Here is a 24689-nt window from a genome sequence, read left to right as displayed (position 1 = left end):
ACCAATGGTTCCTACCGTGACGGACATGACAAACCAGATCCAGCCCTACCGTGTCGAGATCCCCCAAGCCGACCTCGACGACCTGCGCGAGCGGCTGCGCCGCACCCGCTGGGCCCCCGAGGTGCCCGGCACCGGTTGGGAGCGCGGCGTGCCGACCGGCTACCTGCGGGAACTCGCCGCCTACTGGGCCGACGGCTTCGACTGGCGCGCCGAGGAGGCGGCGCTCAACGCGCACCCGCAGTTCACCGCCACCGTGGACGGCACGCAGGTGCACTTCCTGCACGTGCGCTCCCCTGAGGCCGGCGCCACCCCGCTCCTGCTTCTGCACGGCTGGCCCGGCTCCGTCGTCGAGTTCCTCGACCTCATCGGCCCCCTCACCGACCCCGTCGCCCACGGCGGAACGGCCGCCCACGCCTTCCACCTGGTGATCCCGTCGCTGCCGGGGTACGGCTTCTCCGGCCCGCTGCCCGGCACCGGCTGGACGGACGGCCGCACCGCCGCAGCGCTGGCGGAGCTGATGGCGGGGCTCGGCTACGACCGGTACGGCGTGCAGGGCGGCGACGTCGGCGCGTTCATCGCTCCGCTGGTCGGACGCGCCGCGCCGGACGCCGTCATCGGCGTGCACGTCAACGGCCTGCTCACGTTCCCGGGCGGCGACCCGGAGGTCATGGCCTCGCTGAGCGAGGCCGAGCGCGGACGGCTCGCCGGGATGAAGGAGTGGCAGGAGAAGCTGGGCGCGTACATGCAGGTCCAGGGCACGCGCCCGCAGACGGTCGCGGCCGCGCTGCACGACTCGCCCGCCGGTCAGCTCGCCTGGATCGTGGAGAAGTTCAAGGACTGGACGGACCCCGCCGCCGAACTCCCCGAGGACGCCGTGGACCGCGACCGGATCCTCACCGACGTGGCCATCTACTGGTTCACCGGCACCGCAGGCTCGGCCGCGCACACCTACTACGAGCGGTTCAACGATTTCACCATGTGGGCGCCGAAGGAGCGCGGGAAGGTGCCGACCGCGGTCGCGGTGTTCCCCACGGACTTCTCGGTCCGCCCCCTGGCCGACCAGGTGCACAACGTGGTGCGCTGGACGGAGTTCGAGCGGGGCGGCCACTTCGCGGCACTGGAGGCCCCCGACCTGATGGTCGCCGACCTCCGGGCGTTCTTCCGGAGCCTGGACTGACCGGACGGGCACCGTGCCCGCCTCGGCGTCGGCGTGGATCGTCGGCGCCGTTGCGGTGCGGCCGTCACGACGTCCGGAAGAATTCTCGGAGGGGTGTGTCGATTCGGGGGGTGGGGGTGCGTCATTACCGTGCAATCGTCCCGAGGCGTGAGGAGCGCGCGGTGAAGTACCTGCTGCTGATCAACACGTGGTCGCCCGAGTCGACCGAGGAGCCGCCGGCCGGGGAGCCGACCGTCGAGGAGTTCATGGCGTACGAGAAGGCCGTCACCGACGCCGGGGTCAGGCTCGACGGCAACGCGCTGGACCTCGCGACCGCGACGACCGTGCACGTCCGGCCGAGCGGGGAGCGCGTCGTGACGGACGGGCCGTTCGCCGAGACCCGGGAGATGGTCGGCGGCTACTACCTGATCGACGTCCCCGACCTGGACGCGGCGCTCGACTGGGCGGCCCGCTGTCCCGGGGCGCGGTACGGGACGGTCGAGGTCCGCACGGTCTGGGAGCCGGACCGGTCGTGAGCGGAGCGCGGGCGGCCCGCTCCGTGGAGGCGGTGTTCCGCGAGGACGGGGGCCGGCTGCTCGCGCTGCTCGCCGCCCGGTTCGGCGACCTGGACCTCGCCGAGGAGGTCGTCTCCGACGCGGTGGAGACCGCGCTGGAGCGGTGGCCGGTCGACGGCGTGCCCGACAAGCCGCTCGCGTGGCTGCTGACGGTGGCCCGGCGCAAGGCGCTCGACCGGATCCGCCGCGACCGGGCGCACGCGGCGCGGCTCGCCGAGCTGCGGGTGGAGAGCGACCGGGCCGCCGCCGCGCCGGCGCAGCCCGGCTTCGACGACATCCCCGACGAGCGGTTGCGGCTGTTCTTCACCTGCTGCCATCCCGCGCTGCCGGAGGAGGCGCGGACGGCGCTGATGCTGCGGTTCCTCGCGGGCCTCACCACGCCCGAGGTGGCCCGCGCGTTCCTGGTGCCGACCGCGACGATGGCCCAGCGGATCGTGCGCGCGAAACGCAAGATCCGCGAGGCGCGCATCCCGTTCCGCGTGCCGGGGCCGGACGAGCTGCCGGACCGGCTGCCCGGCGTGCTCCGCGCGGTCTACCTCGTCTTCACCGAGGGCTACGCCGCCAGCTCCGGCGACGACCTGCTGCGCCCCGGGCCGGCCGACGAGGCCGTCCGGCTCGCGCGGATCCTGCACGCGCTGCTGCCCGGGGAGCGGGAGGTGACGGGGCTGCTCGCGCTGCTGCTCCTCACCGACGCGCGGCGCGCGGCGCGGGTCGACGCGGCGGGGAACCAGGTGCTGCTCGAAGATCAGGACCGCGCGCTGTGGGACGCCGGCCTCATCGCCGAGGGGCGGGAACTCGTCATGGCGGCGCTGACCGGTCCCGGCGCCGGGCCGTACGCCGTGCAGGCGGCGATCGCGGCGCTGCACGACGAGGCGCCGGACTTCGACGCCACCGACTGGCCGCAGATCGCCGCGCTGTACGACGTGCTGCTGCGGATCGAGCCGTCCCCGCTCGTCGCGCTGAACCGGGCCATGGCCGTCGCCATGCGCGACGGCCCGGAGGCGGGACTCGTCCTGCTGGACGAGCTGACCGGCGCCCCAGAACTGCGCCGCTACCCGCTGTTCCACGCGGCGCGCGCCGACCTGCTGGGGCGGCTCGGCCGCACCGAGGAGGCGGCCGCCTCCTACCGGGCCGCGCTGGCGCTCGCCGGCAACGAACCGGAGCGCGCCACGTTCCGGCGCAAGCTCGCCGCCCTCACCGGCGGCTGACCTCACGGGGCGTCGCAGAGGGCCGTCTGGACGGCGGTCTCCATGTCGGCGTCCTGCGCGTCGGAGCCGCCCGGGTCGAGGTTCACCATGACCGTCGCCTGCCTGCCACCGGCGGTGGCGCCGGTGACCGTCTCGAATCCCAGCATGTCGCCGGTGTGGCCCCAGTAGAGGCCGCCGCAGGGCAGCGGCCTGCTCTCCAGGCCGAGGCCGTAGGCGCGGCCGTCCGCGTTGCCGGTCGGACGGGTCCGCATCATCTCCCGCAGTTCGGCGGGGCGCAGCAGGCGGCCGTCTAGCAGGGCGCCCATGAACCGGCCGAGGTCGGACGCGCTGGAGACCATCCCGCCGCCCGGTCCCGCGACCGACGGGTTGAGCTCGGTGACGTCCATGAGTGGCGCGCCCTCGCCCGGCCGCACGTACCCGCGCGGATGCGGCGCGGGGAGCGCCGGGTCGTCGACCGGCGCGGACGTCGAGGTCAGGCCGAGCGGTTCGATGATGCGCCGGCGGATCTCGTCGCCGTACGGGTGGCCGGTCACGCTCTCGATGAGCAGGCCCGCCACCAGGTAGTTGGTATTGGAGTACTTCCAGTCCCTACCGGGCTTGAACACGCGGCGGTGGGCGATCGCGACGTCCACCATCTGGCGGAGGTCGTGGTGGGCGAGCGGGTCCTTGAGGATGTCCTGCGGGGTGACGTAGTCCAGGTAGTCGGGCAGGCCGCTGGTGTGCTGGAGCAGTTGCCGGACGGTGATGCGCCGCCCGTCGTTGCCGTGCCCGCGGATGACGCCGGGCAGGTAGCGCTCGACCGGCGCGTCCAGGGCGACGCGGTGCTCGCCCACCAGCTGGAGGACGACCGTCGCCACGAACGGCTTGGTCACGCTGCCGATCCGGAAGGCGCTGTCGCGGGGGACGGGCGTGCCGGTCCGCACGTCCCCGACGCCGCTGGTCAGCACCGTGCGGCCGTTCCGGTCCCGGACTTCGAGGAGCGCCCCGGGCGCGCCGTCGTCCGTGGTCAGCCGCTGCAGGATCGCGGGCAGCCGGGACCGGTCGGCGGCCGCGGCGGACCGCGCGGGCACGCCCGTGCCCGCCAGCGCGCCGACCGCGAGGCCCGTGGCGAGTGCGCCGACCATGACACGCCTGTTCCGGATCACGTGGACTCCTTCTTGATCGTTGGAGCCCTCACGCTAGGAATCGCGGTGCCGGACGCGCCTCACCCGCGAGAGCCAACGTCCGCGTGGCGCCCGAGGCGGAGGCGCGGTCAGTCCGCGTCGTAGACCGTGACCTCGACGCCGCGGCCGGTGAGTTCGGCGGTGATGAGCGGTTCGACGCGGTCCCAGCGTCCGCCGGCGAGGCCGCAGCCGATCCGGGGCATGTGGACGGACGCGCCGAGATCGGCGGCCTCCGCGGCGAGCCGGCGCAGGCACGCGCGCACCGCCTCGTAGCGGATCGGCGGGCCGGCGCTGCGGCTCGTCCTGATGCCGTGCTGGCCGACCATGTTCGCGACCCAGGTGTCGGGCTTGACCTGGACGATCTGGACGGCGCCGAGCGCGAAGTCGTTGCGCGCGCGCTCGCGGTGCCAGCGCCGGTAGGCGGCCTCGGGCTCGGGCCAGCGCCGCGAGACCGCCTCCACGAAGCCCCGGCCCCAGCCGCCGCGGTCGTTGCAGATGTGCGCGATGACCTTCGGGCCCTTGGCCTGCGGCGAGGTCGCGTCGCCCTTGAGGTACCGGATGCCCGCCATGATCGCGACGTTATCGCCGCCCACCGACGAACGGGCGGGCCGGCTCGTCGCCGCTAGCCGCCGGTGGTGGGGGCGGTCAGCATGCGGGCGACGGCGATGAGCGCGTCCGCCCGCGGTTCGAGGGTCTCCGCGGACGGCGGGGTGGAGTAGGAGGAGATCAGGACGCGGGCCGAGACCTGCCAGGCCGGGACGTCGCCGGCCAGCATCGCCGCGCGGAGCTCGGGCGACAGCAGCCGCACCGCCTGCTGCTCGCCGAGCCCGCGGACCAGGAACCTCTTGTCGAAGTCCGGATCGCCGGTGCCGACGCCCCGGACCGGCTTGAAGAACCCGCCGAGCGCGGTCCGCCCGACGACCTCGACGTCCTGGAAGCCGGGGCCGAGCGGGAGGAAGTAGCGGGTCAGGTCGTGGGTCTTCGTCGAGCGGCTGTCGCCGGTGCCGCTGGTCTCGATCCAGTGGTGCCAGACCAGCCACACGGGGTACTCCCGCTCGGCCGCGAACGCCAGCTTCGTCCGCCTGGACCGGGCGGCCGAGGCGACCGGGCCGGGGACCGGCTGGTCCGCGGTGAGCGGCCACCAGCCGCATGCGGCCGCATGCGCGCGGAACCTCCTCGCACGCCGCCGGTCGCGCACGGCCGACCCCACGATGACCACCCCGGTCAGGATCGCGAGGGCGATGAACAGGCCGTTGGAGTGGGTGAGGTCGTGGAGACCGAGGGAGGACGGGGCGGCGAGCGCGGGGCGGTGGGATGCGCTGGATCCGGCGAACATGCCCGGTTCGACGGGACGGCCCGGCGGCGGGTTCGGCCGGGGCGTGGCCGGTTGCGGAAGCCGCCCGCGGAGGAGTTGGCGGGTTCGGGTGACGGGGTGGAGGGCGTGCGCTACTGTGTTCGAATAGTCGAACAGAAGTTCGACTTGTTCGGACCCGCTCGCCCGGGAGGCGACATGGTGGCGACGGCGGCCCCACCTCTCAACGGCACCGCGCACGTCAACGGCCCAGCACACGTCGGCGGCGCGCATTCGCGCGGCGGTGCCCGCCATGCGGACGCCCCCGCCCGGCACCCCCGGCGCCATGAGCCCGCGACACGCCGCAGCGGTTTCTACCCAAATCTACGGCCGCAGCTATATCGCCTCATAGAGTCCGAGAGCGTGGACCCCGTGCGCAATCCCTATGCCCCTGGCGCCGGGCAGCGCCCTCCCGAGCTGGCCGGCCGCGACCGTGAGCTCAGGCAGTTCGAGGTCGTGCTGGAACGGGTGGCCCGGGGCCGCCCCGAGCGCAGCATGATCATCACCGGGCTGCGCGGCGTCGGCAAGACCGTGCTGCTCAACGCGTTCCGCTCGATGGCGATCCAGAAGCTCTGGGGGACCGGCAAGATCGAGGCCCGGCCCGACCAGTCGATCCGGCGGCCGGTCGCGTCCGCGCTGCACATGGCGGTGCGGGAGCTCGCGCCCCGGCACCGCGCCCCCGACCGGATCGAGGCGTTCCTCGGCGTGCTGAAGGCGTTCGCGCAGGCCGGCCCGGAGCCGACCGGCACCAAGGCGAAGGCGCGGGCGCACCGCTGGCAGCCGGGGATCGACGTGCCCGCCTCGCGCGGCCGCGCCGACTCCGGCGACCTGGAGATCGACCTCACCGAGCTGTTCGTGGACGCCGCGTCCGTCGCCACGGACGTCGGCGCCGGCATCGCGCTGTTCGTGGACGAGATGCAGGACATCCCCGCCGACGACGTGTCCGCGCTGTGCGCGGCGTGCCACGAGCTGTCGCAGATCGGCGGGCCGCTGATCGTGGTCGGCGCGGGCCTGCCGCACCTGCCGGCCGTCCTGTCGGCGAGCAAGTCCTACTCCGAGCGGCTGTTCCGGTACGCGCGCATCGACCGGCTCGACCGCGAGTCCGCCGACGTCGCGCTGCTCGCGCCCGCCGAGCGGGAGGAGGTCACCTTCACCGAGGACGCCCTCGACGCGCTGTACGGCGCCGCCGACGGCTACCCGTACTTCGTGCAGGCGTACGCCAAGGTCGTCTGGGACGTCGCGCCCGACACCCCGATCACCGCCGAGGACATCCGGGTCGCCGCGCCGGAGGCGGAGAGCGAGCTGGCGGTCGGCTTCTTCGGCAGCCGCTACGAGCGCGCGACGCCCGCCGAGCGCGACTACATGCGCGCGATGGCGATGCTCGGCGACGACCCGGTGCCGACGGCGGCGGTCGCCGACGAGCTGGGCCGCAAGCCGTCCAGCCTGTCGCCCGCCCGCGACGGCCTGATCAAGAAGGGCCTCATCTACAGCGCCGAGCGCGGCATGGTCGCGTTCACGGTCCCGCACTTCGGCAAGTTCCTCCGCTCCCAGCCCGCCTAGCTCAGACCTCTCTACGGGTTTCTAGCCGTGACGCTAGAAGCCGTTATAAGACCGCATCGGTTCATGTCGTCTGATGTCTATTCGGCTTTCTAGCATGCGGGCTAGAAAGCCGTAGATTCTCCTGCCCTGCCTTCCGAGGATTCTCTAAGGCTTTCTAGCCGTGCTGCTAGGTATCCCTATAAAGATGCAGAGGGTGTTGTCCGGCATCACGGTTGTTACGCGGAGTTATCTGGGTATGGGCGTCAATGCGCCGGACCAGGCGCGAAAAGCCGATGTCGGGGGGATCATGATGGGCGATCAGCACCGCTACCGGGGCCAGGACCCGGACGACCTGTACTCGACGCGCGAGGAGGACGCCTACGCGAGCGGCGACGAGATGAGCTCGTCGATGGGGTCCTCGGAGTCGCGGGGCGCCGACGAGCCGTCGATGCAGCAGGAGCAGGGCGGCCAGGGGCGCGGCCCCGGCCCGCGCGGCTACCAGGACGAGCCGGGCTTCGAGGGCGGCGACCAGGGGTTCTATGACGAGGACGACCAGTACTCGTCCGACATGGGCGGCATGCACGACCAGGGCATCGCGAGCCACCGCCCGCGCCGCCAGGACGACGAGGACGAGCTGTACGGCAACCAGCTCGACGACATGCGCGACCGCGACGACGAGACCGGCGAGAACTGGTGACGGTCAGGCGCCCCCCGCCTTGAACACCGGGCGGGTGGATGGGTCGGGCGTGTGCGGCGGGAACCGGTCGAGCAGGCCGAGCGCCTCGTCGATCGCGCGGACGAGCTGGGCGTCGGTGCCGTTCGCGTGGTCCTGTGGCGTTATGTCGACATCGATGTCGGGGTCCGTCCCGTAGTTCTCGACGCGCCAGCCGACGTCGTCGAACGTGAACGAGAACTCGGGCTGGGTGGTCACCGTGCCGTCGGCGAGGCGGTGCCGGGGCCGGATGCCGACGACGCCGCCCCACGTCCGGCGGCCGATGAGCGGGCCGAGGCCGAGCAGCTTGAACGCGTGGCTGAAGATGTCGCCGTCCGAGCCGGTCCGCTCGTTGGTGATCGCGACCATCGGCCCGCGCGGCGACTCGCGCGGGTACGACATCGGGACGCCCCAGCGCGGGAAGTTGTAGCCGATCCGGCGGCGCGCGAGCTTCTGCAGCAGCAGCCCGGACACGTTGCCGCCGCCGTTGAACCGCACGTCGACGATCAGCGCCTCGCGGTCGTACTCGGCGAGGAAGCCGCGGTGGAACTCGGCGTACCCGTCCGGGCCCATGTCGGGGACGTGCAGGTAGCCGGCGCGGCCGCCGGTCCGCTCGTGGACGAGCGCGCGGTTCGCGGCGACCCAGTCGCGGTACCGGCCGGGGCGCTCGTCGGCGAGGGTCCGGACGGCGACGGTGAACGGTGCCGCCTCGCCGCGCCGGATCGTCAGCAGCACCTCCTCGCCCGCGAGGTTGACCAGCCGCTCGCCGGGGACGACGCCGCCCGGCGCGACGGGCTCGCCGTTGATCGCGACGACCGCGTCACCGGGCCGGACGTCGATGCCGGGCCGGTTCAGCGGGGACGTGGCGGCCGGGTCCCACGGGTCGCCCTCGATGATGTGCGCGAGCACGAACCGGCCGTCCCGGATCGCCCAGTCGACGCCGAGGAAGCCCTGGGCGTAGACGGGGCGGCTGCGGTACTCGCCGCCGATCTCGTAGGCGTGGGACGTGCCGAGCTCGCCCTGCATCTCCCACAGCAGGTCGGAGAACTCCCCACGAGTTGTCACTTTGTCGACAAGAGGGAGGTAGCGGCGGTACACGGCGTCCCAGTCGATGCCCGCCATGTCCTCGTCCCAGAAGTGCTCGCGTTGCAGCACCCACGTCTCCCGGAGCATCTGCCGCCACTCGGTCGCCGGGGACACCGACACCTTGACGCGGTCCAGGTCGATCCAGCCGCTGCGGCGGCCCGGCCGGTCGTCCTGCGGCTGCTCGCGGCCCGCCGCGACCAGCCGCAGCCGCGACCGCGACCGGTAGAGGAGCGTGGCGCCGTCGCGGGCGAGCCAGAAGTCGCCGACGTCGCGCAGCCGGGTCCGCGCCTGCCGCGCCGCGAAGTCGAACGCGTCGACGCGGCCGAGCGCCGGGTCGTCGCCGCGCCCGCCCTTCACCGGGAACACCGAGTACAGCGCCTGGCCCCTGATCCCCGCGATCCGCCCGTAGCGGCCCTCCGCGACGGGGAACGCGACGACCCGCCGCTCGATCCCGTCGAAGTCGATCGGCAGCCGCGCCGCCGCCGCGACGCTCGCGCCGAGGCCGGGACCGGTGACGTCCCGCGCGTCCGACCCCTCCGCGAGGCTCGCCTCGCCGGGCGCGGGGGCTGATGCGGCCTTGCCGCCCACCGGACGCGGCGCGGCCGTGAACGGCGACGGCACGTCCTTGCGCAGGGTGACCGCGTACGGGCGGGCACCGAGCGGGAAGCCCCGGTCGAACTGGAGCGTGTCGGACACCGGGTCGAACACGCGCTGCCCGATGAAGTACAGGTAGCGGCCCTCCGGGTCCCAGGCCGGGGCGCGGTCGTGCAGGACGGGGCGGGTGACCGGCGCGACCAGGCCCGTCTCGGCGTTGCACACCTTGATCGCGGTGGTCTGCGCGGACGTCGGGCAGGCGTAGGCGAGCCACTCGCCGCCGGGCGACCAGGCCAGGCCGCTGATCGCGCCGTACGGGCTGACGTCCAGCGGCACCGGCTCCAGCGGCCCGTCCCCCGCCGGTTCGAGCAGGTACAGCTCGTTGCGGTGGTTGGTGAACGCGAACCGGTCCGCGGCCGGCGACGGCGCCAGCTCCAGCACCCGGCCGGCGTCCCCGGACGTCTCGGCGTGCGCCGCGTCCCGGGCGCCGGACGCCGTGAGCACCACGAGGCGCTCCCGCCCGTCCTCGCCGGACGCCGCCGCGATCAGCCGCCGGTCGTCGTTGAACCAGGTCAGCAGCCGGTACCGGACGCCGTCCTGCCGCCCGTGCTGGCGGACCGGCCCCTCCCACGCCGCGAACGAGTACGCCTTGCCGCGGGCGGTGACCGCCAGGCCGTCGCCCGCCGAGTTCACCGTGACCGTGTCGAGGTACTCGGCGGCGGGCACGAACCGCCGGTTCCGCTGCGTGCGGGAGCTGCCGAGCCGCACGTCGATCCGGTGCGGGCCGCCGCCGTCGTCCGGGTCGAGGACGTACAGGTCGGCGGCGGCGTGGTAGACCAGCCGGCGGCCGTCGTCGCTGAGGTTGCGCGCGTAGTAGTCCTCGTGATGGGTGTGCCTGCGCAGGTCACCGCCGTCGGGCAGGCACGAGTAGACGTTGCCGACGCCCTCGTGGTCGGAGAGGAAGTAGATCCGCCCGCCGACCTGGCAGGGCGCCGCGAGGTTGCCGTCCAGCTCGATCAACCGCCGGAAGCCGCCGGTCCCGCCGGGGGCGATCCACAGGTCGCCCGCGGTCCCGCCCCGGTACCGCTTCCACCTGGCCGGGTCGGCGGTGTTGCGGCCGATGACGACCGCGCCGTCCGGCCCGTGGGTGGCGCTGCTCGCCGGCCCGTACGGAAGCTCGGCGGGAATGCCGCTGCCGGACGGGTCGATCGCGTACAGCCACTGGTAATCGCGGAACGGGCGCCGGACGTCGCTGGCGTAGACGATCCGTCCGTCCGGGTCCCAGCCGGTGATCGTGCAGGACGTCCCGTGGAACGTCAGCCGCCGCGCCGCGCCGCCCGCCGCCGGCATCGCGTACACCTCGGCGGGGCCCTCCTCCCGCCCGACGAACGCCAGCAGCCGCCCGTCCCGGGACAGGCGCGGATAGGCGGCCGCCGCGACCCCGGCCGTCAGCCGGTAGGCCCGGCCGCCGGACGCGGGCACCGTCCACAGGTCGTCCTCGCACACGAAGACGACGTCGTCCCCGTGGATCGACGGGAACCGCAGGTAGCCGCCGTTTCCCCCCACGCGCGGTCAGTGCCCGCTCTCCCCGCGAGGAATCTCTACGGCCGTCTTGGACGCGTCCAATACACGGTTAGACGGCGGTCGCGACCGGCGCCGGGACGAGCGCCGCCCGGACGGTCCGGCTCCGCTCCGCCGTCGACACCGCGAACACGACCTCCAGATCGCGCCCGTCCGCGCGGGCCGGGAACACGACGAACCGCCAGCAGCCCTCGCGCCACACGTCCAGCGGCACGGCGCTCGCCACCACGTTCTCGTGCTCCGCCCACGCGGCGCTGTCATAGAGCGCCGCGTACGTCTCCGCGATAGGGCTGCGGCGCCGCTCGCACGGCGTCTCCGGACGCCCAAGCCCGCGCGCGCGGGACCGCCTGTCCAGCAGCTCCGGCAACTCGGGGGACAGCGCGGCGAACAGCGCCAGCTCCAGGACCAGCACGGGCCCGACCTGCGTGTGCTCGTCCCGCAGCACGTCCAGGCCCGCCATGGGCGCGCCCAGCGACGCTATGCCCGCCCCGGTGAACAGCAGCGCGCGCGCCACGCTGCGGCGGCCGACCCGCTTGGCGCTGAGGCCGCCGAAGCAGCCGCAGCCCGCGTCCGGCCGCCGCACGCGCAGCTCCCCCACCACCCAGGTCGCCGCCGCGAACGCCAGCGTCGTCGCCAGCCGCACCGAGAACTGGGAGGTCACGAGCAGCGCCAGCCCGAGCACGCCCTCGCCGAGGCCGAGCCCGAGGTTCAGCCCGCGGCTGCGGCGCAGCGCCGTCAGCCCCGCGAGCCCTGCGGGGACCGGCACCCCGTGCACGTGGTCCGGCGCGTCCGCCGCCCGCTCGCGGATCGTCAGCTTCGCCAGGCAGGCCACCAGCAGCACCATCGCCAGCAGCAGCACCTGCGTGTTCTGGAACGTCACCATGACGAGCCCTCCTCCGCGGCGCCGCCGAAACCGATGGCCGGGACGTCCGGCCGCGCGAGCACGTTGAAGCACCCGGCCTCCAGATCGCCGCCGAGCCCCACGAACGTCTCCGGGGTCAGCTCCACGATCCGGCCCCGGGGCGACGCCCCGCACTCCACGCACCGGTCGCAGAACCGGGCCGCCGCGCAGCCGCACTCCACCACCGGCACGCGCCCCGCCCGCCCGCTGCACTCGTTGTGCACCGTGATCTCGCTGCCGATCGACAGGTACGGGAACGCGACGCAGCCCGACGGGGCGTCCGCGCACCCGCCGCCGTCCCCCTCCGGATCGACCGCCGGGTACGCCGCGCCGCGCGGCACCGGCGGGCCCGAGAACCAGGTCGCCGTGCCGCGCAGCACCGCCGGCGCGGGCTCCGCCGCCTCGGGGCCCGCCAGGTCGTCGGCCCGGTAGCCCGGCTGCGACGTGCCCGGACGCACCGCCTGCGGCCCGCCGGGGGAGCGCACGCAGATCACGTCGACCAGATAGCCGGGCTCCAGGCGCGGGTGCCGGACCAGCACCTGCTGGAGGGCGTGCGGGGGGATCGCCACATGGGCGCGCCCGCGATGGGGGCCCATGTCCACCTCCCAGGCGTCCCGCCCGCACGCCAGCAGGGTGCCGGCGACCCGGTCGGCGTCGACCCAGATCCGGTCGATGCCCGGCCCGCCGGATTTCGGCCGGACGACCGCCTCGCGCCCCGGGCGCAGCGCGGCGAGGCCCCCGCGCCCGCCGTGCCACACCGTCGTGTCCCCGCTCATCGCCAGCCGCAGCTCGGCGCCGTCCGCGTCCAGCACCAGCAGGTGCGGGCTCGCGTCCAGGATCGTCCCGGACAGCGCGCCGAGCGGGCTCGCCGCGTTCTCCGGGAGGCCGCCGGCCTCGGGCGACGCGCCGAGCACGGCCTCGCGGAGACGGCGGCGCCTGGCTCCACGGCGGTGGGGTAGCGGCATGGCGGCACTCCGGCTCGAACTTCACGGGGGGTGACGTCTGTTAGGACGGCCAGTCAAGAGTCACGCGCCGTGCACGCGCTGTCGACGGATTTGTCGCGATAAGTCGAGGGACGGGAGATGTTCCATCCACCTCGGATGAGGATTATTAACTGGTTGACCCGGATATGTACTTTAAGTAGGACCGGAATTACGATCAACCTGAGATCGTCAACTGTACCGGGAACCGGCGCGGTCAAGATCCACAAGCCGCGCCGACTCCACGACCCCTGGTTCGGTGGTGACGGTGAACAGCACGCGGCACGAGGAGTTCCGCGCCTACGTGGCGGACCGCGGCCCCACCCTGCTGCGCGCCGCCATGCGCCTGACCAGCGACCGCGCCGAGGCCGAGGACCTCCTGCAGGCCGCGCTCGCCAAGACCTACCTCGCCTGGGACCGCATCCAGGACCGGGCCGCCGTCGACGGCTACGTCCGGCGCGCCATGGCCAACACCCAGATCTCGTGGTGGCGCCGGAAAAAGTTGGATATCTACCCCACGGATCAGGTTCCCGACCGTCCGGTGGACGATCACACCCGGCGCGCCGAAATGCGCGACGCCCTCGGCCGCGCGCTCGGCCGCCTCCCCGAACGGCAGCGCCTCGCGGTCATGCTCCGCTATTACGAGGACATGTCCGAAGCGGAGGTCGCCGACGTCCTCGGCGTCAGCGTCGGCACCGTCAAGAGCACCGTCTCCCGCGCCATGGCCCGCCTCCGCGACGACGACGGACTGTATTAGTCCAGGGGGGCGACCCCCTGGAACCCCCGTCACGGTCGGCAGGCTGTTTCCCGCTCCGCTAGAGCTCCGCGCGAAACAGCCTGCCGACCGCCGGGCAGGCCCGCTCCGCTCGCTGCGCTCGCTCCGCGTGCCTGCCCGTATTGCCCAGGGGGGCGACCCTGGAACCCCCGTCGCGACGGGCAGGGCGTTTCCCGCTCCGCTGGCGCTCCGCGCGAAACGCCCAATTAGCCCAGGGGGGCGACCCCCTGGAACCCCCGTCGCGACTGACGGGCTGTTTCCCGCTCCGCTGGCGCTCCGCGTGAAACAGCCCGTCAGTCGTCGGGCAGGCCCGCTCCACTCGCTGGCGCTCGCTCCGCGTGCCTGCCCGTGAGGGTGGCTGGGGTTCGAGCCTTCGGGCTGGGGTTCGAGCCTTCGTGGCTCGGGTTCAGGCTTGCGTGGCTGAGGTTCGGATCATCCGGGCTGGGGTCGGGCTCTGGGCAAATGGGGGGTGGTGGGCTAGAACGGAGTTCCGCAGCTGAGCCGGAGGTGTGCCGTGTGGAGCACCATGCAGGACTTCCCGCTGACCATCACCACGATCATGCGATACGGCACGCAGGTGTGCGGGTCCGCGGAGATCGCGACCTGGACCGGGGACGGCGCGCGGCGCCGGACGTACGCCGAGGTCGGGGAGCGCGCCGCCCGGCTCGCCGGGGCGCTGCGCGCGCTCGGGGTGGACGGTGACCAGCGCGTCGCCACGTTCATGTGGAACAACACCGAGCACCTGGAGGCGTACCTCGCGGTCCCGTCGATGGGGGCCGTCCTGCACACGCTGAACCTGCGGCTGTTCCCCGACCAGCTCGTGTACATCGCGAACCACGCCGAGGACTACGCCGTCATCGTGGACGGGTCGCTCATCCCGCTGCTCGCGCCGGTGCTGCCGCAGATGAAGACCGTCCGGCACGTCGTCGTGGTGGGCGACGGCGACACGGCGCCCCTGGAGGCGGCGGGCAAGGAGCTGCACTCGTACGAGGAGCTGCTCGCCGCCGCGCCGCCGGAGTTCGACTGGCCGGAGATCGACGAACGGTCGGCGGCGGCCATGTGCTACACGAGCGGGACCACCGGGAACCCGAAGGGCGTCGTCTACTCGCACCGGTCCGCGTACCTGCACTCGCTGTCGGTGTGCACCGGGAACGCGCTGGGGATGAGCGGCGCCGACGTCGTGCTGCCGGTCGTGCCGATGTTCCACGCGAACGCGTGGGGCCTGCCCTACGCGGCGATGCTGGCCGGCGCGGCGCTGGTGATGCCGGACCGGTTCCTGCAGGCGGAGCCGCTGGTGAGGCTGATCGAGGCGGAGCGTCCGACGATCGCGGGCGCCGTTCCCACGATCTGGTCGGACGTGCTGCGGTACACGCTGGAGCACGGGTCGGACCTCAGCTCGCTGCGGCTCGTCCCGTGCGGCGGGTCGGCGGTGCCGGAGGCGCTCATGCGCGGGTTCGACGAGATCGGCGTGCGGATCGTGCAGGCGTGGGGGATGACGGAGACGTCGCCGGTCGCGACGATGGCGCACGCGCCGGCGGGCGCGGAGGGCGAGCGGGCGTGGCGGGCGCGGGTCAGCCAGGGGCGGGTCCTCGCCGGGCTGGAGATCCGGGTGGTCGGGGACGGCGACGTGGTGCTGCCGAACGACGGGGACGCCGTCGGCGAGGTGGAGATCCGCGGCCCGTGGATCACCGGCGCCTACTACCGCGACGAGGACCCCGGCAGGTTCCACGACGGCTGGCTGCGCACGGGCGACGTCGGCAACCTCTCCCCCGACGGCTACATGGTCCTCACCGACCGGGCGAAGGACGTCATCAAATCCGGCGGCGAGTGGATCTCCTCGGTGGAGCTGGAGAACCACCTCATGGCCCATCCGGACGTGATCGAGGCGGCCGTCGTCGGGGTCCCGGACGACCGCTGGCAGGAGCGCCCGCTGGCGTCCGTGGTCGTCCGGGACGGCGCGTCGGTCACGGCGGCGCAGCTCAGGGAGTTCCTCACCGGCCGGGTGCCGAAGTGGCAGCTGCCCGAGCGGTGGACGTTCATCGCCGAGGTCCCGAAGACGAGCGTCGGGAAGTTCGACAAGAAGGTGCTGCGCCGCCGCTACGCGGAGGGCGGGCTGGAGGTCGAGCGGGTCGACTGAGCGAGGTGCGCGGCGATCGCGTCCTCCCATGACCGCAGGAACGCCGGGTACCCGTCGGCGAACGCTGCGAGGCCGGGCGCGGCGTCGGCGGTGAGGGCGGTCAGGTCGTAGACGACCTCGGCGGTGCTCCCGCCGTCCGGGTGCGGGACGACGTCGACGGTGACGGTCCCGGCGCGGAGGCCCGGTGTCACGCGGGCGTAGGAGACGTGCCGTCCGGGGTCGCGGGCGAGGACGACCCAGGTCGTCCGCTCGGTGCCGTGGACGGTCTCGAAGACCGTGCCCGGTGCGGTGTCGTCGGGGGCGCCGGCGGGGAAGAGCGGCCGCCAGCCGTGCACCCAGCGCTCCTCGCCGCGCGGCGTGAACAGCGCGAACGCCTCGCCGGGCGGCAGCGGGACCCGGACGGTCCCGGTGAGCCGGCGCCTCATCGGGCCGCTCCGTCCTCGGTGAGGGCGTGCGCGTCGGCGGCGGTGAGCGTCAGCCCGTACACGGACTTGAGCTGCCGGATCTTGCCGAGCGTCTCGGGGGAGAAGGGGGCGCTGCCGTCGAAGGCGTGCAGGGCGATGCCCTCGACCAGGTCGCCGAGCGAGATGTCGAGGTATTCGGCCAGCCCCTTGAGCACCTTCAGCACGTTCCGCTCGATCCGCATGCCGGTCTGAACGCGGTCCACATGTACCATGGTACCAACATAACATCATCTGACCGGATTCTGACGCTCGGTCATGAACGGAGTGGTCGCCGAGAGGGGCGGGCGCTTCGGCGTTCGGTCACCGGTATCGGCGTTTTCGGGGGATCGAGTGGTGTCGAACGGGCCAAGGGGTGTATGCAAGGTGGGCTGAATGTCCGGACGGCCCCTTTGGGGGCGGACTCTCATGCCGGTGTCGGGGAGCGTGTATGCCCAGATTGTCTCCCTCCGAAGACGTGGCGGACCGAAAACTGGTCCAGGGTCTGAACGAAGGCGACGAGGCGGCGCTGGGCACGCTCTATGACGAGTACGGTGAGCGCCTTTACGACTACGCGTTGTCAATGACGGGAGACGAGAAGACCGCCGCCGACATCGTCCACGACACCTTCATCGACGCGAGCCGCCGCGCCCCCCGGATGCGCGACCACCTGCACCTGAGCTCGTGGCTTTACGGCTCCGCCCGGCGCCGCTGCATCCGCCGCGGCCGCCCGAGGCACCTCTACTGGGACCGGGACGCCGAGTTCTCCGACACCCCGTTCCTGGAGCGCGCCGACGCCGGCGACGTCTCCGGCTGGCCGCCGTCCGCCGAGCTGCACCGCCTGCTGCGGGCCGCCCTCGACGCCCTGGACCCGGTCGACCAGGAGGCCGTGCTGATGGCGTTCCGGCACGACCTGCGGCCCGCGCGGCTCGGCGCCGCGCTCGGGATGTCGGGCCGCCGCGCCGCCGCGCGCGTCCGCGAGGGCGGCGCCGCGATGGAGGCGGCGCTCGCCGCCGAGGCTGTCCGGGCCGCCCGCTCCTGCGCCGATTTCTCGGCGCCCGTCCCGGAACCCGACGACGAGGCGGCCGAGGAGACCCGGCCCGCCGCCATCGCGGTCCTGGCGGCCCGCACCCCGCCGGCGAAGCGGCCGCCCGGCGCCGAGACGCCGGAGGGCGAAGATCGCCGGGACGCCGTGGACGGCCCTGAGACGGCGGACGGCGCGTCCGGCGCCGCCCGCGAGGGGGCGAGGCGCGGCCCGCTGTCCGCCGCGCTGTGGCGGACGTTCCACCGCCGCGGCGACGCCGGCGCGGACGAGGCCGCCGATCCGGCCGTCGCCGAGCACGTCGAGGGATGCCCGGCCTGCCGGGCCCGCGGCCGGGTCCGCGCCGCGCCGCTGCTGCGCCGGGCGCCCGCGCCCGTGCTGCCCGCCGCGCTGCGCCACCGCGTCATGCACACCGCGACCGACCCGGAGCTGGCCGGCTACCGCGCGGACATCGCCGCGCGTGGCGGGCCGCTGACCCCGGAGGGCCTGCCGAGCCAGCCGGACGTGCCGTCGCCGTTCACCCGGCGGTGGCTGTTCACCGGCGGCGGGATGGCGGGCGCGCTGGTCGCGGCGGTCGTGGCGGCGCTCCTCATGGGGCCCGGCATCGGCGGCGGCACGCTGTCGTGGCCGCCGTTCCTGAACCAGCCGACGATCAAGCACGACGGCGGGCACGGCGGCGGGAGCAAGGAGCACGGCGGCCACCGGTCCGGCGCGCCCGACGGCCCCGGCGGCCCGTCCGGCGTGCCGGGCGGCCCGTCCGGCGCGCCCGTCCAGCCGCAGACCGACGAGAAGAGCCCGTCGCCCCCGGTGACGTCCGCGCCGCCGACGCCCACGCCGACGACCCCGAAGCCGCCCGCGCGGCCGGGCGTGCTCGTGGTGAACCCCGGCACGGTCGAGATGTACGGCACCAAGACCGCGCAGGTCAGCCTGTCCGCCAAGAACGGGCCGGTGACCTGGACGGCGATGACGTCCAACGGCGAGCTGGTGCTGTCGCAGATGCAGGGCGGCGTCGCCAAGGGCGGGACGGCGCACGTGACGGTCACGCTGCGGACCGCGCTCATCGGCCTGCCCGGCCAGGGCACGCTGACCTTCACCGACTCCGAGGGCGCCGCCCACCAGGTCACCGTCAAGTGGGGCGCCTCGCTGCTGTGACGCGCAGGCCCGCCCGGCGGCGCGGCCCTCGGGGCCGCGGGCTCAGCCGGCGGCGGGCCGGCCGTCGCCGGCGAGGTGGTCCCTGATCGTCTCGAGGTGCTCACCGAGCGCGGCCTGCACGCGGGCCTCCATCGCCCGCGCGATCAGCGGGTCGACGACCATCTTCACCAGCGGCCGCATCCGCCGCACCACCGCGGCGACCTCGGTGACCTCCTCGCCGCCCGGCTGGTCCTCCAGCCGGGCGAAGACGTGCTCCTGGACGAGGCCGACGAACCGTCCCGCGATCACGTCGACGTCGCCGCGGATCCTCTCGGCGATGTCGAGCACCGCGTCCAGCGGGATGCCCGCCGCGACCAGCTCGGCGCCGACGTGCAGCAGCCGGGGGCTCGGCACGCGGAACTTCTCGCCGTCCGGCTCGATCAGGCCGAGCGCGACGGTGCGCTCCCGCATCCGCTCCCGCTCGGCCTCGTCCAGCCCGGCGCCGAAGATCGCGATGAGCTCGTCGTAGCCGACGGTGCCGGGGATCTCGTCCGACCACGGGTCGGTGAGCACCTTCTCCAGGCCGAGGACGTCGCCGACGTCCCGGCCGGTCTCCCACGCCGTCAGCAGGTCCTTGATGACCGCGAACGTGTAGCCGCGGCCGAGGAGCTGGCCGATCAGCCGCAGCCGGGCCAGGTGCGAGTCGTCGTACAGGCCGACCCGGCCGGCGAGCCGCGGCGGCGGCAGCAGCCCCCGGTCCTGGTAGGCGCGGATGTTGCGCACGGTGCTCCCGGCGGCCCGCGCCAGGTCGTCGATTCGGTACTCGGCCATGCCCCGCCTGCCGGTTGCGTCCATCTTGACCGCCGCGATCTTACTCCGCCATCATTGTGACATTGATCAATGAGACATAGAGGGGGAGTCCATGACGGACCCCGGCGGACCCCTGGACATCGAGGAGACCCTCCTCGGCGGGCCCCTGCGCTACACGCGCAAGGACGTCGAGGCCCTCTCCGGCGTCCCGGACGCGTACGCGCGCCGCATCTGGCAGGCCCTGGGCTTCCCCATCCCGCCCGACGACGAGGTCGCCTTCACCGACGGCGACGTCACCGCCCTCCGCGAGATCAACGAGGTGCTCGGCCACGACCTCGTCGACGAGGACACCGTCCTGCAGCTGGTCCGCGCCGTCGGCCAGACGATGGGGCGGCTCGCGAGCTGGCTCGGCGACGTCTGGCTGCAGCGCCTCAGCGTGCTGCCGGCCGACCAGCCCGTCACGCCCGACCTGGTCACCGCGGCCCTCGCCGCCACCGAGGAGCTGCGGCCCGCGTTCGAGCGGCTGCTGCTGCACGGCTGGCGCCGCCAGCTCACCGCCGCCGGGATGCGCGCCGCCGCCGTCACGGCCGCCGCGCCGTCCGACCCCGGCGCCGGCCTCGCCCACCTCGCGGTCGGGTTCGCCGACGTCGTCTCGTTCACCCGGCTCAGCCGCAGCCTCGACGCCGACGCGCTCGCCGCGTTCGTCGAGCGGTTCGAGTCCGCGACGGCGGAGATCGTCGCGGACCTCGGCGGCCGGGTCGTCAAGACCCTCGGCGACGAGGTCCTCTTCGTCGCGACCGACCCGTCCGCCGCCGCCGAGATCGGCCTGCGCGTCGCGGAGCGCTTCAACGAGGACCCCGAGTTCCCCAAGGTCCGCGTCGGCCTGGCCTACGGCGAGGTCATCCAGCGGCTCGGCGACGTCTTCGGCACGCCCGTCAACCTCGCCGCCCGCCTCACCGCGACCGCCTACCCCGGCACCGTCCTGATCGACGGCGAGCTGGCGTCCGCGCTGCCCAGCGGCGGCCGCTTCGACATCTCGTCGCTCCGGCCCCGCCCGTTGCAGGGCCTGGGGCGGGTCAGGCCGCGGCTCCTGCGCCGCGCCTCCGACGGCCGGCGCTGAAGCGCTGGGCGCGGTCGGGGGAGGGCGAGGGTGAGGGCGCCGTATCCTCGTCGGGCCCGACGTCGCCGTCCACGAGAAGAGCTGATGGACTCCTCCCTCTATGTCCTGGTGGAGGACCTGCGCGGCGTCGACGCCGCGCGGATCCTGGCCCATGGGGTCTCCTCGATCACGGTCGGCGCTTCCTACCACCGCGCCCGCGACGTGACGCCCCACGGCCGCTCGCGCGTCACGTTCCGCCACGACGGCGTCCATTTCCCGCTGGACGGCCACTTCGACGGGCTCCGGCTCGTCCCGCCCGTGCGCGAGGGCGCGGACGAGCAGCCGCTGCACGCGCTTCGGGAGGAGACGCGCGCGCTCGGCGTCCCCCTGCACGGGTGGGGCGTTTTCCTGCACAACACCACGCTCGGCTTGGCGTTCCCGGACGTGACGCAGGAGAACTGCTTCGGCGACCGCGCCGCGCCCGCCGACCTCTGCCCGTCCCACCCGGACGTCCGCGCCTACGCCGTCGCCCTAGGCCGCGCCATAGCCCGGCAGGGAATGGATTCCGTCGTCGCCGAGTCCCTGCATTTCGGGACGTTCGGCCACGGCTACCACCACGAACGCTCGTTCGTGGAACTCGGCCCGGCCGCCGAGTTCGCCCTCGGCCTGTGCTTCTGCGAGCACTGCCGCCGCCGCGTCCCCGGCGCCGATCAGGCCCGCGACGTCGCGGCCCGGCTCGCGGCGTCGGTGCTCGACGGAGGGCCGCCCGCGGAGGAGATCCCGGACGCCCTGGCCGCGTTCGCCCGCGCGCGCACGCCGGTCGTCACGTCCCTGGCCGCCGAGGTCGCCGACGCCGTGGCGGCGGAAGGCTCCCGGTTGACGTTCGTGGACCTGACCGGCGCCATGAAGGGCTACGCGGACGGCCTCCCCAGCGGTGCCCCTGCCGCCGCCGACGCCTGGCAGGTCGGCATCGACCCCGCTTCTCTGGCGGGCGCCGTCCTGTCCTATGCCGTTCTCTGCTACGCCCGGGAAACCGCACGGATCGCCGAGGACGTCGCCGCCTACCGGGCCGCACTAGGCCCGGACACCCGGCTGAGGGCCGTCCTGCGCCCAGGGCATCCCGACACCGCGTCCGCCGAACACCTGGCGGCCAAGATCGACGCGGCCCGCGCGTCCGGCGCCGACACGGTCGACTTCTACCAGTACGGGCTGGTCCCGCTCCCCGTCCTCGACCGCATCCCCGCCCGGCGACTCAACGACCGGCGACTCAACGAGCGGCGTCGAGGTTCGCGGTGACGCGGCGCAACGTCTCGCGCAGAGTGAGGAGTTCCTGGAGGTCCAGGCCGGTCGCCTCCAGGATCCGGCGCGGGACGTCCGCCGCGCGCGCCCTGAGCGCGTCGCCCCGCTCGGTGAGGTGCACCGTCACCGAGCGCTCGTCGTCGCGGCTGCGGCGCCGCTCCACCAGGCCCGCGGACTCCAGCCGCTTGAGCAGCGGCGACAGGGTCCCCGAGTCGAGCCGCAGGCGCTCGCCCAGCCGCTTGACCGTCGGGCCGTCCGCCTCCCACAGCGCGAGCATCGCCAGGTACTGCGGGTACGTCAGCCCGAGGCCGCTCAGCTCCGTCCGGTAGAGCGCGTCGAAGGCCCGGGACGTGGTGTGCAGGGCGAAGCAGACCTGGTGGTCGAGCCGCATCAGGTCGCCGTCGGGGATCCCGGTCATGCCCGGCAGTCTACGTTTGCGCCCATTGAGTTGCCCGCAACCGGAATCTCAGCGGGCCTCCAGCCGCGGCGGCAGGTCGAACGCCGCGAAGACCCGCGCGTCCTGGAAGACGACATTGCGCGCCAGCCCGTCGGGGCGGACGTCGAACACCTGGAGGGTGTGGAGCACGTGGCCGCCGTCGTCGTCCCGATGGTAGGCGGCCACGGCGGGCTGCGCGTTCGCCGCCGTCCGGACCATCCGCCAGTCGGCGTCCCGCATCGCGAAGAGCCGCTCCATGAACCGTCCGTAGGCGTCCTTGCCGCGGTACCAGAGCGGGACGGGCGGCATCTCCAGCACCGCGTCCTCCGTCAGCAGAGCGACGAGCCCCGCCACGTCAGCGGCCTCGAACGACCGGACGTAGCGGTCCACGAGGGCGTCCATCGCGCCGTCGTCCGGCTCGGCGACCCGGTCCTCCGCCGGGGACGCCTCCTCCAGCCCGGCCCGCGCCCGCTGGAGCGCGCTGTTCACCGCCGCCGGGCTCGTCTCCAGCAGCTCCGCGACGTCCGCCGCCGGGAACTCCAGCACGTCGCGGAGGATCAGCACCGCCCGCTGCTTGGGCGGCAGCGCCTGCATCGCCGCGATCAGCGCCAGCCGCAGGGTCCCCCGCCGGACGGCCCGCTCCGCCGGATCGCCGAGCAGCGCGTCCGGGAACGGCTGGAGCCACGGCACGTCCAGCGCCGGGACGAGCGGCGCGTGCGGATCCTCGCTCGGGGCGCCGAGGCCGGACGGCAGCGGCCGCCGCGACCGGCCCTCCAGCGCCGTCAGGCAGGCGTTCGTCGCGATCCGGTACAGCCACGTCCGGACGGACGCCCGCCCCGCGTCGTAGCGCTCGCGGGCCCGCCACGCGCGCAGCATCGTCTCCTGGACCAGATCCTCGGCCTCGTGGACGGCCCCGAGCATCCGGTAGCAGTGCACCAGCAGCTCACGCCGGTAGGGCTCCACACGGGCCTCGAAGTCCTCGTCCATACCGGGCCTCCTCCAAGGGCGTCCGCCGCGCTGGAACGCCCGCTCGCGCGACGGGCTGTGTGTGCGCGGGCGTCCGGGCACGCGTCAGGTCGTCGGATATACCGGCCGGCTCCCGTCCGTTCATCGCTCCCGGCGAAGAAATACCGCCGGAGCGCCCAGGAACCGGGGGCGGCGGGACGATCCCTCAGCCGGACGACGACGCCGGCGGGTCGGCGAAGATGCCCTGGAGCAGGCCGGTCGCCTGACCGACCTCGATGAGGTAGCCATCGGGGTCGCGCATGTAGCAGCGGATCTCGGCCTTGCGGTCCAGCGGCTCGGTGACGAACTCGGCGCCCTGGGCCTTGGCGTGCTCATAGAAGGCGTTGATGTCCGCCACCCGGACGTTCATGAAGGTCGACACCGGGTCGCCCGGCGAGGGCGGCGTAAGGACGATGTCCGGCTTGTCCGGTGTCGGTCCGCCGCCGGGGTTCATGATGATCCAGCTGTTCGCCACCTTCACGGTGGCGGGGTTCTCCTCCAGAATCACCTCGCCGCCCAGGACGTTCACGTAGAAGTCCCTGGAGACGGCCACGTCCCGGACGGTCAGGAAGTGCGTGAGCACCAGCCCTTCGGTCGGTGCGGGGAAACCACCTTGGCCGGGCATCCCGGCTCCCTTCTCTCGTCGCGCGCTACACCCGGTACGGGGCCCAGCGGTTCGGGTCGTCCTCCAGCGCGGCCCGGTCCCAGCCGCCGAGGTCCGCGGCGGCCTCGTAGGTGCTCTGGAGGAACGCGGACAGCGTCCGGTCCGGGTCGTCCGCCGTGGCCACCGCCTCGTACGGCAGCAGGAACTGCCCATTCTCGCGGCTGTAGAACGCCGCGTCCGGCGCCACGGGACGCTCGGCGAACCCGTCGGGCTCGGGGTAGGCGTAGGCGTAGAAGGCGCCCTCGTCGAGGCCGGGCCAGAACCCGCAGCTGCTCAGCTCCTTCGAGTACCCCTCGACCATCACCCAGTCGCCGCAGTTCGGCGCGCCGCCGGGATGCCGGGGCGCGTCGCGTCCGGAGAACCGGGTGCAGGCGAGGTCCATCGCGCCCCAGAAGAAGTGCACCGGGCTCACCTTGCCGACGAAATGGGACCGGAACTCGCCGAGCACCCGGTTCGCCTGGAGCAGCTGCCGCCAGAACAGCCGCGCCGCGTCCGGGTCGTAGGACGCGTGCTGGTGGTCGTCGGCGAACGGGATCGACGGCTCCACCTCGTTTGGCCGCGCCTGGATCGTCGTCTCGATCCCGAGCCCGACGAGGTGGTCCATGGTCTCGGCGTAGAAGTCGGCGACCGGCTTCGGCTCCAGCGCCACCCGGCGCTCCTCGCCGCTGCTGGAGCGGATGCGGAGCACGTGGCCGACGAAGTCGAACTCGATGTCGAACGCCCCGGCCGCGAACGGGATCGTCGAGGTGGTGAGGCCCCGCGGGGTCACGTACAGCGTGACCTGCCACCAGTGGTTGACCAGCGGCGCGTGCGCCATGCGGATCTTCCCGACGATCTGCGCCCACATGTGCAGGGTCTCCCGCGTGCCGGTCCAGTCCGCGACGCGCAGCCGCGGCCATTCCTCCTGCCTGTGCTCCCCCACTGGAGTCCCCCTCGCGCACGCGTCCGCGGGCGCTGGGGGACCGCCCGCCTCCTATGGTCGCCCCCTACCCCTGGTTCCCCTCG

General features: G+C 73.8%; 23 protein-coding genes. 10 read left to right on the top strand and 13 right to left on the bottom strand.

Annotation, left to right across the window (positions count from 1 at the left end; all coding sequences use genetic code 11):
• The first annotated feature begins 25 nt into the window (after positions 1-25).
• The 3 genes from amrb99_RS01560 to amrb99_RS01550 all read left to right on the top strand — a co-directional run bounded on the left by amrb99_RS01560 (position 26) and on the right by amrb99_RS01550 (position 2939).
• The gene (locus amrb99_RS01560) at positions 26-1177 is read left to right on the top strand and encodes an epoxide hydrolase family protein (RefSeq protein WP_190851131.1); all 1152 of its coding nucleotides are present in this window, start codon (positions 26-28) and stop codon (positions 1175-1177) included.
• 161 nt (positions 1178-1338) lie between these two features.
• Positions 1339-1692, top strand: coding sequence for a YciI family protein (locus tag amrb99_RS49780; protein WP_190851129.1), 354 nt, complete (start codon positions 1339-1341; stop codon positions 1690-1692).
• Positions 1689-2939 carry a sigma-70 family RNA polymerase sigma factor gene (locus tag amrb99_RS01550; protein WP_190851126.1) on the top strand — a complete coding sequence of 417 codons (1251 nt, stop codon included), beginning with the start codon at positions 1689-1691 and terminating at the stop codon, positions 2937-2939. Before amrb99_RS49780 ends, amrb99_RS01550 begins: the two co-directional genes overlap by 4 nt.
• A gap of 2 nt (positions 2940-2941) precedes the next feature.
• Here the strand turns inward: amrb99_RS01550 and amrb99_RS01545 are convergent, their stop codons facing one another.
• From amrb99_RS01545 to amrb99_RS01535, 3 genes are all read right to left on the bottom strand, one after another.
• Entirely contained in the window at positions 2942-4084 is a 1143-nt protein-coding gene (locus amrb99_RS01545; protein ID WP_190851123.1) for a serine hydrolase, read from the bottom strand.
• 107 nt (positions 4085-4191) lie between these two features.
• A complete protein-coding gene (locus tag amrb99_RS01540; protein WP_190851120.1) occupies positions 4192-4671 on the bottom strand; it encodes a macro domain-containing protein in 480 nt (159 codons plus the stop codon).
• A 53-nt stretch (positions 4672-4724) separates the two neighbouring features.
• On the bottom strand, positions 4725-5438 hold the full coding sequence (locus amrb99_RS01535) for a hypothetical protein (RefSeq protein ID WP_190851113.1): 714 nt from the start codon (positions 5436-5438) through the stop codon (positions 4725-4727).
• A gap of 378 nt (positions 5439-5816) precedes the next feature.
• Between amrb99_RS01535 and amrb99_RS01530 the strand changes: the two genes are divergently transcribed.
• Together amrb99_RS01530 and amrb99_RS01525 are read left to right on the top strand one after the other, a co-directional pair.
• Positions 5817-7013, top strand: coding sequence for an AAA family ATPase (locus amrb99_RS01530; protein ID WP_190851111.1), 1197 nt, complete (start codon positions 5817-5819; stop codon positions 7011-7013).
• A 289-nt stretch (positions 7014-7302) separates the two neighbouring features.
• A complete protein-coding gene (locus amrb99_RS01525; protein WP_190851109.1) occupies positions 7303-7689 on the top strand; it encodes a hypothetical protein in 387 nt (128 codons plus the stop codon).
• A gap of 3 nt (positions 7690-7692) precedes the next feature.
• Here amrb99_RS01525 and amrb99_RS01520 read toward each other — a convergent pair whose 3' ends face one another.
• The 3 genes from amrb99_RS01520 to amrb99_RS01510 all read right to left on the bottom strand — a co-directional run bounded on the left by amrb99_RS01520 (position 7693) and on the right by amrb99_RS01510 (position 12831).
• On the bottom strand, positions 7693-10950 hold the full coding sequence (locus tag amrb99_RS01520) for a S41 family peptidase (RefSeq protein ID WP_190851107.1): 3258 nt from the start codon (positions 10948-10950) through the stop codon (positions 7693-7695).
• Positions 10951-11017: 67 nt separating this feature from the next.
• Positions 11018-11848 (bottom strand): MauE/DoxX family redox-associated membrane protein, encoded by an 831-nt coding sequence (locus amrb99_RS01515; protein ID WP_190851105.1) that lies wholly within the window; start codon positions 11846-11848, stop codon positions 11018-11020.
• The gene (locus tag amrb99_RS01510) at positions 11842-12831 is read right to left on the bottom strand and encodes a hypothetical protein (protein WP_190851103.1); all 990 of its coding nucleotides are present in this window, start codon (positions 12829-12831) and stop codon (positions 11842-11844) included. The genes amrb99_RS01515 and amrb99_RS01510 overlap by 7 nt, the downstream gene beginning before the upstream one ends.
• A 283-nt stretch (positions 12832-13114) precedes the next feature.
• Here amrb99_RS01510 and amrb99_RS01505 point away from each other — a divergent pair, with 283 nt between their 5' ends.
• Both amrb99_RS01505 and amrb99_RS01500 read left to right on the top strand, forming a co-directional pair.
• Positions 13115-13603 carry a SigE family RNA polymerase sigma factor gene (locus amrb99_RS01505; protein ID WP_190851101.1) on the top strand — a complete coding sequence of 163 codons (489 nt, stop codon included), beginning with the start codon at positions 13115-13117 and terminating at the stop codon, positions 13601-13603.
• Between the two features lie 532 nt (positions 13604-14135).
• Positions 14136-15758: a long-chain-fatty-acid--CoA ligase gene (locus amrb99_RS01500; RefSeq protein ID WP_190851099.1), complete on the top strand. Its 1623-nt coding sequence runs from the start codon at positions 14136-14138 to the stop codon at positions 15756-15758.
• On the opposite strand, the gene amrb99_RS01495 is transcribed toward amrb99_RS01500, so the two are convergent.
• Together amrb99_RS01495 and amrb99_RS01490 are read right to left on the bottom strand one after the other, a co-directional pair.
• Complete coding sequence (locus amrb99_RS01495) at positions 15719-16183, bottom strand: SRPBCC family protein (protein WP_190851097.1); 465 nt, start codon at positions 16181-16183, stop codon at positions 15719-15721. The genes amrb99_RS01500 and amrb99_RS01495 overlap by 40 nt on opposite strands.
• Entirely contained in the window at positions 16180-16425 is a 246-nt protein-coding gene (locus amrb99_RS01490; RefSeq protein WP_206699739.1) for a hypothetical protein, read from the bottom strand. The genes amrb99_RS01495 and amrb99_RS01490 overlap by 4 nt, the downstream gene beginning before the upstream one ends.
• Before the next feature lie 251 nt (positions 16426-16676).
• On the opposite strand from amrb99_RS01490, the gene amrb99_RS01485 reads away from it, so the two are divergent.
• Positions 16677-18392 (top strand): sigma-70 family RNA polymerase sigma factor, encoded by a 1716-nt coding sequence (locus amrb99_RS01485; protein ID WP_190851092.1) that lies wholly within the window; start codon positions 16677-16679, stop codon positions 18390-18392.
• A 42-nt stretch (positions 18393-18434) separates the two neighbouring features.
• Here the strand turns inward: amrb99_RS01485 and amrb99_RS01480 are convergent, their stop codons facing one another.
• The gene (locus amrb99_RS01480; RefSeq protein WP_190851085.1) at positions 18435-19202 is read right to left on the bottom strand and encodes a MerR family transcriptional regulator; all 768 of its coding nucleotides are present in this window, start codon (positions 19200-19202) and stop codon (positions 18435-18437) included.
• A 91-nt stretch (positions 19203-19293) separates the two neighbouring features.
• Between amrb99_RS01480 and amrb99_RS01475 the strand changes: the two genes are divergently transcribed.
• Positions 19294-20301: an adenylate/guanylate cyclase domain-containing protein gene (locus amrb99_RS01475; RefSeq protein WP_190851081.1), complete on the top strand. Its 1008-nt coding sequence runs from the start codon at positions 19294-19296 to the stop codon at positions 20299-20301.
• An 84-nt stretch (positions 20302-20385) separates the two neighbouring features.
• The gene (locus tag amrb99_RS01470; protein ID WP_190851077.1) at positions 20386-21576 is read left to right on the top strand and encodes a hypothetical protein; all 1191 of its coding nucleotides are present in this window, start codon (positions 20386-20388) and stop codon (positions 21574-21576) included.
• Here the strand turns inward: amrb99_RS01470 and amrb99_RS01465 are convergent.
• The 4 genes from amrb99_RS01465 to amrb99_RS01450 all read right to left on the bottom strand — a co-directional run bounded on the left by amrb99_RS01465 (position 21548) and on the right by amrb99_RS01450 (position 24606).
• Complete coding sequence (locus amrb99_RS01465) at positions 21548-21997, bottom strand: MarR family transcriptional regulator (protein WP_190851073.1); 450 nt, start codon at positions 21995-21997, stop codon at positions 21548-21550. The two genes, amrb99_RS01470 and amrb99_RS01465, sit on opposite strands and share 29 nt — an antisense overlap.
• Before the next feature lie 48 nt (positions 21998-22045).
• Positions 22046-23002, bottom strand: a complete 957-nt coding sequence (locus tag amrb99_RS01460) for a sigma-70 family RNA polymerase sigma factor (RefSeq protein WP_190851065.1) — start codon at positions 23000-23002, stop codon at positions 22046-22048.
• 184 nt (positions 23003-23186) lie between these two features.
• Positions 23187-23645, bottom strand: a complete 459-nt coding sequence (locus amrb99_RS01455; protein WP_190851062.1) for a VOC family protein — start codon at positions 23643-23645, stop codon at positions 23187-23189.
• Between the two features lie 25 nt (positions 23646-23670).
• Positions 23671-24606, bottom strand: coding sequence for a DUF5996 family protein (locus amrb99_RS01450; protein WP_190851059.1), 936 nt, complete (start codon positions 24604-24606; stop codon positions 23671-23673).
• Between the last annotated feature and the right edge of the window lie 83 nt (positions 24607-24689).

The organism is Actinomadura sp. RB99 (assembly GCF_014706005.1).
Taxonomy (GTDB): domain Bacteria; phylum Actinomycetota; class Actinomycetes; order Streptosporangiales; family Streptosporangiaceae; genus Spirillospora.
The sequence above is the reverse complement of the archived record's forward strand: the minus strand, read 5'-3'. Positions and strand labels throughout refer to the sequence as shown.